Genomic DNA, 6,326 nt, shown 5'->3' with positions numbered 1-6,326 from the left:
AAAAGACTGGGGTTCTTTTGTTTATAGATACCACGTGTTCGCCATGCGGGCTCGGTTCGTCGCCTTTCTTTGAAAACCCCTATTCCGATAGGAATAGGGGTTTTTTGTTTTAAAAAATTATGTTTTTTTTGTTTTGTTTCATTGTTGTCCGATAAAAAAGAAGTCAAATTAATGGCTTCTTAAAAATCATCGTAATTTTGAGTTGCATAAATCAAATAACGATGGGTAAAAATAAGTATTTTTCGACTAAATCTGTTTTCGGACAGTTGATTTCTTTAATAGATGATTCAATGATTCAGAAAGCTGGTGTCCGAGCGGAAATAATCCCAACGGCTAGCGCGATGCCTCTGGCTCGTGCCCAATGTCATTAAGTTAAGGATTTTCATATTGTATCTTTATGATTTTTAAGTACTACAGTTCTACCTAAGTCTTAGTTATGTTTGCAACCGAGTGAATGAGATTGCTAAAAAAATAAGAATAGTCACTGAATTCATTCTTTATCCAGACTTATTTTCAATATAAAAATATCTTGAGCTTGTTTTTATGGTTTAGGAAGCGAACTTTTGATTTTTAAGAAAATTATAGGCTAGCATAAAAAATCATTCTTAAAATCTGCTATTTTCTAAAACTAATTTCATCCAACCCAATTGTGTATTCTGCACGTTGATTATTATTGACATCCCAAATTTCCATTTTTATTTGAGGAATTTCCCCCCCCCAATTAATTGTTAATAAGCCAAAATGGTTATCCATAATAGGGCCTTCAATTCTATTTTTGTTGGGTGTCGCAAAGTGCCAGGTGGAGGAAAGTCCGCTGGAGGTAAAGTCGTAAATAGGATATAATCCGGGTTCTGTAAGTTTAGAAATTTCACCATAATGAACGTCTCCGGTCAAAAACAAAATACCGTTTGCTTTGGTTTTCTTGATTAGATCTAAAAATCTTTGTTGCTCCAGCGGAAAATTAGCCCAGCCTTCATACCCGTTGTACTCAATCCCAAACTGGGATCCTGAACCAATTAGGCGAAGATCAGCTGGTTTTTGTAGTTCTGTTTCTAACCATTTCCACTGTTCGGCTCCTAAGTATGTGGAATCCGGGTTTTGTACTGGTGCATAGTCCAAGGAGTAAAAATAACGTTTGTCATCCTCAAGTTCGTTATTATATAGCTTGTAATCATCCCGGAAAGTACGGTTGTCTAACAGGATAATCTGTACTTTTTTGCCTTTAGTTTCATACAAATAAGAGGTATATATTCCCTCGTGTTTTCGTCTTTCGGAAGCTATAGGTTCCCCAAAAAAATTAAGAAAAAGTTCTTTTGATTCTTTCTTTTTGGGATAATGCCTTCCTGCATCATTTTGGCCGTAATCGTGATCATCCCAAGTAGCTATGATAGGCATATTTTTTTTTAAATTTTGAAAAGTAGGTTTAGCTGCCAATCGCTCGTATTTGGCTTGCAGTGTGTGCATATTTTCAGTGTCACCGTAAATATTATCTCCCAGAAATATAAATAAATCTGGTTGGTGTTTTACCACGACATCAAAAATAGACAGGGAATTACTTTGGTTTGAACACGATCCAAAAGCAATTTTTGAAAGGTTTTTTTGCGAGTAACCATTGCAGGAAAGCAATGTTAAAGCTGCTAAAAACAAGGGTATTTTAAAGAGATTATTTTGAATCATTTTTTATTGTTTTGTTTATAATCGTATTTAAAAGGAGATTGGTTGTCCAAAAAAATTAATGCTTCTCTACAAATCACATGGTGACTTTTAGAAAGTATTTTTAAACGGTGACAATTAAAAATATAGGTTTGAGTAATAATTTTGAACTTAATTATAAAAAAAAATCTTCCCAAATGTAATAAAAAAAGGGATCTAACTAAAATCACATTAGAAACGTATTGCTACTATATTACCTTAAAATAGATTGGTTTGCTGTTAATTAAAAGTTAAACCAATAGATTATATGTAATTTACAGGTGCTAAAATTTATTTTTGATATTGATTAACCAATAAAAAACCTATTAATGAAGAAATTTTTCATTTTAACTGCAATCGCAGCATTAATGCTTGTGCCTACAACCCAATTTGCACAATCGAAAAGAAAAAAAGATAAAAACACCACTGTAGCCCCTCCACCAGAAAAGAAACCAGAAGCTACCATCAAGGAATACAGCAAGGTGATTACCAAAGACGCCGTTTCTGACGAAGGTTTGTTTATGGTACACAAAGTGGACAAAAAATATTTTTTCGAAATCCCGAATAAATACTTGGATAAAGACATGCTTTTGGTAAGTAGGTTGGCTAAATTACCGGCTAATTTAGGAGGCGGATATGTAAATGCGGGTTCCGAAACCAATGAACAATTAATTATCTGGCATCGTTTTCAGGACAAAATTCTGATCAAATTAAAATCATTTAGTGCCGTTGCCAATGACAGTTTACCCATTAGTATTTCAGTAAAATCAAATAATTATGAACCTACTTTATTTGCTTTTGATATTGTAGCATTTAGTAAAGATTCTTTAAATACCGTTATTGATGTGACTAAATTTTATAGCACTGATGTCAAATCAATCAGCGGTTTATCTAGTGAAATGAGAGAAACCTATAAAGTAAAAGGCCTCGATGAATCCCGCAGTTTTATCAATACGATGAAAAGTTATCCTATGAATATTGAAGTGGTTCAGGATTTCACTTACAATGCATCTAAACCGCCTGTTCAGGAAGATGCAGAAACAATTAGCATCCAAATGAATCAATCGATGATTTTGTTGCCAGAAAAACTGATGCAACCCAGATTAGCAGATCCGCGAGTGGGTTGGTTTACCATGAGCCAGATTGACTATGGAAGTAATGAATTGAAATCCGACAGTAAAACCTATATCCGCCGTTGGAAATTGGAGCCTAAAGATCCTGTCGCTTACGCAAAAGGTGAACTGGTAGAACCCATCAAACCTATTGTGTACTATTTAGATCCTGCCACGCCTGAAAAACTACGCAAATACATTAAACAAGGAATTGAAGATTGGCAAAAGCCTTTTGAAACTGCTGGTTTTAAAAATGCAATTATTGCCAAAGATGCGCCTACTAAAGACGAGGATCCTGATTTTAGCCCGGAAGACATTCGGTATTCTGTGATTCGTTATGTAGCGAGTACGACGCGTAATGCGGTTGGACCAAGTGTTTCTGATCCCAGAACAGGAGAAATTATAGAGAGTGATGTTATTTGGTACCACAATCATTTGCGTTCCTATAGAAACCGTTATTTGTTAGAAACCGGAGCAGCAAATCCTTCAGCAAGAACCTTGAATACCAGCGACGAAGAGATGGGTGAAATGATGCGCATGGTTATTGCACATGAAGTAGGGCATGCGCTTGGTTTTCCTCATAATATGGGCGCGAGTTGTGCGTATGATACTGAAAATTACAGAGACGGTGCCTTTACTCAAAAAAATGGAATTTCAGCGAGTTTGATGGATTATGCCCGTTTTAATTATATCGCTCAACCTGGAGATAAAGACATTCGTTTCATACGCCAGATGGGGCCTTACGATCATTATGCTACCAATTGGGGATACAGAGTCATTCCTAATGCCTCTTCTCCGGAAGTAGAAGTGCCTATTTTAGACCAATGGATTATGGAAAAAGCAGGAAATCTTGTTTATAAATATGGGAAACAAAGCAGTAGTTTTGATCCAACTTCACAAACGGAAGATATCGGAAATAATTCCATGAAAGCAAGTTCATACGGACTTAAAAACTTGCAATATGTAGCTTCTCATTTATCAGAATGGACGAGTGATGTGACTAATAACTATGAGGATTTAGACGAATTATACAAAGAAATGCTGGATGTCTGGAGTAGATATGTGGGACATGTGGTAACGAATGTGGGCGGTGTTTATGAAACAACCAAAAAGCCAAACCAAACCGGAAATATTTATGAAATTGTACCAAAAGCAAAACAACAAGAAGCCATGCAATGGTTACAAGCCAATGCTTTTACTTCTCCAACGTGGTTGGTGAATGTAAGTACATTGAAAAATATTGATTACTCCGGTTACACAGAACGTTTTCGAAATTTACAAGCCAGACATTTGAATGCTATGTTGAGTTTTGAACGAATTGGTCGATTGATGGATGCGGAAATAATGGGAACTACTAATTATAAAGCATTGGATTTATTGAGTGATATGCGTAAAGGAATTTGGAAAGAAGCCAATTTAGCTTCGAATGTGACTATTTACAGAAGAAATTTGCAACGCGCATACATTGAAAGAATGAGTTATCTGATGAAAGAAGAAATTAAATCCGGACGTTCTTCTGACTATTATAATGTGGCTCAGTCCGATGTGAGAGGATTGGTGAGAGGCGAGTTGAATGCATTAAAAACCACCTTAGCAGTTGCTAAAACCAGAGTTGTAAATGCAGAAACAAGATACCATTATGAAGACGCGATTAAAAGAATTGAATTGATTTTAAATCCAAAATAATCAAAACTTAGATTCTGTTTTACAAAAAAAATCCGCTTTCGAGCGGATTTTTTGGTGTTATAAAAAAAGATTTTATACTATGAAAATGATTTACTTCAAAGGAAATGTAGCTTCGAAAGCCTTAAATCTGGACTCTAAATCATTTAGCAATTGTTTTTTTACAGAAACCTCTTTGATGAAACTGTACTGAATGCTGTTGTACACATATTGCTTTATATCTTTATAGGAAATGTCTTTGTATCTTTTGGCTAACAAGACATATTGTTCGGTCATATTCGTGCGTAAAATCCCGGCATCATCCGTACTAATTACGATTGGCACGCCAAATTCTTTATATAAAGTCAATGGATGACGGCTTTCTTTTACCTTCAAAATAAACTCATTGCTTACTAAATTGATTTCGATAGGAATGGTTTTCTTTGCCATATAACGCAGCAAATTATACGAATCTTTCTCGTAGGCCATATCTACTCCGTGCCCAATACGGTTGGCTCCTGCAGTATAAACGGCTGATCCAATATGCCACGTTAACTCTTCCGGTTGTACTAAACCAAGCGTCAACTCGCCGGCGTGCATTGTATATTTTACATTTGGATAACGGGAATGACAGTATTTAAACATTAGCATGTGTAACCAATAATCCTTCATCGAGGTTTCGCCATCTTCCGGAGAAACAATGTTAACTCCTGCCATCAGTGAACTTTCATCTGCAGATATGAATGCGATTACCAGATTTTTGAATAAATCTACGGGTTCCATAAATCGCAATACAAAATTTTGATACCGCATTGTAAATTGCTTGTCATCGATTTTAAGGTCTTTGTGCAGCTTAGTAACAAAATTGGTATTGAAGGCTTTAGCATAGGATTCGGCATCTTTTTTTAGTAGTGAATTGTACACCGAATCCAATGATTTTAAAACTGCTTTTTCATCTTTTGCTAAAGCTGATTTTCGCAATCTGGAATTGAATTTTGTTAAATCATCGGTATTCATATCTGTTGGGATTGTAGACAATTGGGTTTCAATATAACTGACATTTTCTGAAATAGCTCTGTTTTTAAGTTCCAATAATCCTTGTCCAAAATTCCCTTTGATGGCCGGTTCGAACTTCATAAATGATTCGAAAAACAACTTGTCGGATGGATAATCTACATCATTATAGTCTTTTATAGACCACTTTTGCATGATTTTTTGCTTATATGCTTCTAATGTTCCGTTATTTTTCAATGTCGAAAATAGTAGCCAGTTTCCCGTTGCTGGTTTTTCTTTTAACACATCCATCGTCTCAATATTGAGATAAAAATCGTCTGCAATAGCGCGTTGCAATATGGATTCAGCGTAAATGGAACCTGAGAAATGATGATGCAAATCACCGCCTTTTGGCATTTGCGAAAAGAAAGCAGTTAGTTCCGCTTCATTGTTTCTGATCTTTTCAAAATAGTCATTCGTGGATTGTGAGTAACTATTATTTAAAAAAAGTGCGAAGAATAAAGTATAGAGTAATTTCATGATTTTTTAATTGTATTGATAGTATTTTGCTGGTTCTTTTTTCAAAACGGTTTTTTTGCTTTTAAGCTTTTAATGCAAAGGATATTTTTTTATGCTTGAATCTATTGATGTGGCATTTAAACCCTTGTTTTTGAAAAAAAGATATACCTTTTGCCAAATTTAAGCAATTTCACTTTCTGTTTGGTGAAACAATTAAAAAGTTTTATTTTTGCAACTCTTATGAAAAACGGTACCATTCTAATCTCTCAAGGTACTCCGCCTTGATTTATAGTTTTTAAATTAAAAGAGTTTTTAAAAACATTTTATCGCATTTTTTGTCGATACAAC

Annotated in this window: 4 protein-coding genes; 2 read left to right on the top strand and 2 right to left on the bottom strand. The window is 35.0% G+C overall.

Annotation, left to right across the window (positions count from 1 at the left end):
* Positions 1-221 precede the first annotated feature (221 nt).
* Entirely contained in the window at positions 222-371 is a 150-nt protein-coding gene (locus EKL96_RS14245; RefSeq protein ID WP_158615230.1) for a hypothetical protein, read from the top strand.
* Positions 372-615: 244 nt separating this feature from the next.
* On the opposite strand, the gene EKL96_RS14025 is transcribed toward EKL96_RS14245, so the two are convergent.
* Positions 616-1,677, bottom strand: a complete 1,062-nt coding sequence (locus tag EKL96_RS14025) for an alkaline phosphatase D family protein (RefSeq protein ID WP_126463442.1) — start codon at positions 1,675-1,677, stop codon at positions 616-618.
* Between the two features lie 344 nt (positions 1,678-2,021).
* On the opposite strand from EKL96_RS14025, the gene EKL96_RS14020 reads away from it, so the two are divergent.
* Positions 2,022-4,490, top strand: coding sequence for a zinc-dependent metalloprotease (locus EKL96_RS14020; RefSeq protein ID WP_126463440.1), 2,469 nt, complete (start codon positions 2,022-2,024; stop codon positions 4,488-4,490).
* A gap of 90 nt (positions 4,491-4,580) precedes the next feature.
* Here EKL96_RS14020 and EKL96_RS14015 read toward each other — a convergent pair whose 3' ends face one another.
* Positions 4,581-5,999, bottom strand: a complete 1,419-nt coding sequence (locus EKL96_RS14015; RefSeq protein WP_126463438.1) for an adenosine deaminase — start codon at positions 5,997-5,999, stop codon at positions 4,581-4,583.
* Between the last annotated feature and the right edge of the window lie 327 nt (positions 6,000-6,326).

It is taken from the genome of Flavobacterium sp. LS1R10, assembly GCF_003968825.1.
Classification (GTDB): domain Bacteria; phylum Bacteroidota; class Bacteroidia; order Flavobacteriales; family Flavobacteriaceae; genus Flavobacterium.
The sequence above is the reverse complement of the archived record's forward strand: the minus strand, read 5'-3'. Positions and strand labels throughout refer to the sequence as shown.

Excerpts from the sequence above, each read along its gene's own strand:
- EKL96_RS14245 (WP_158615230.1), top strand. The coding sequence starts at position 222 with ATGGGTAAAAATAAGTATTTTTCGACTAAATCTGTTTTCGGACAGTTG.
- EKL96_RS14025 (WP_126463442.1), bottom strand. The coding sequence starts at position 1,677 with ATGATTCAAAATAATCTCTTTAAAATACCCTTGTTTTTAGCAGCTTTA.
- EKL96_RS14020 (WP_126463440.1), top strand. The coding sequence starts at position 2,022 with ATGAAGAAATTTTTCATTTTAACTGCAATCGCAGCATTAATGCTTGTG.
- EKL96_RS14015 (WP_126463438.1), bottom strand. The coding sequence starts at position 5,999 with ATGAAATTACTCTATACTTTATTCTTCGCACTTTTTTTAAATAATAGT.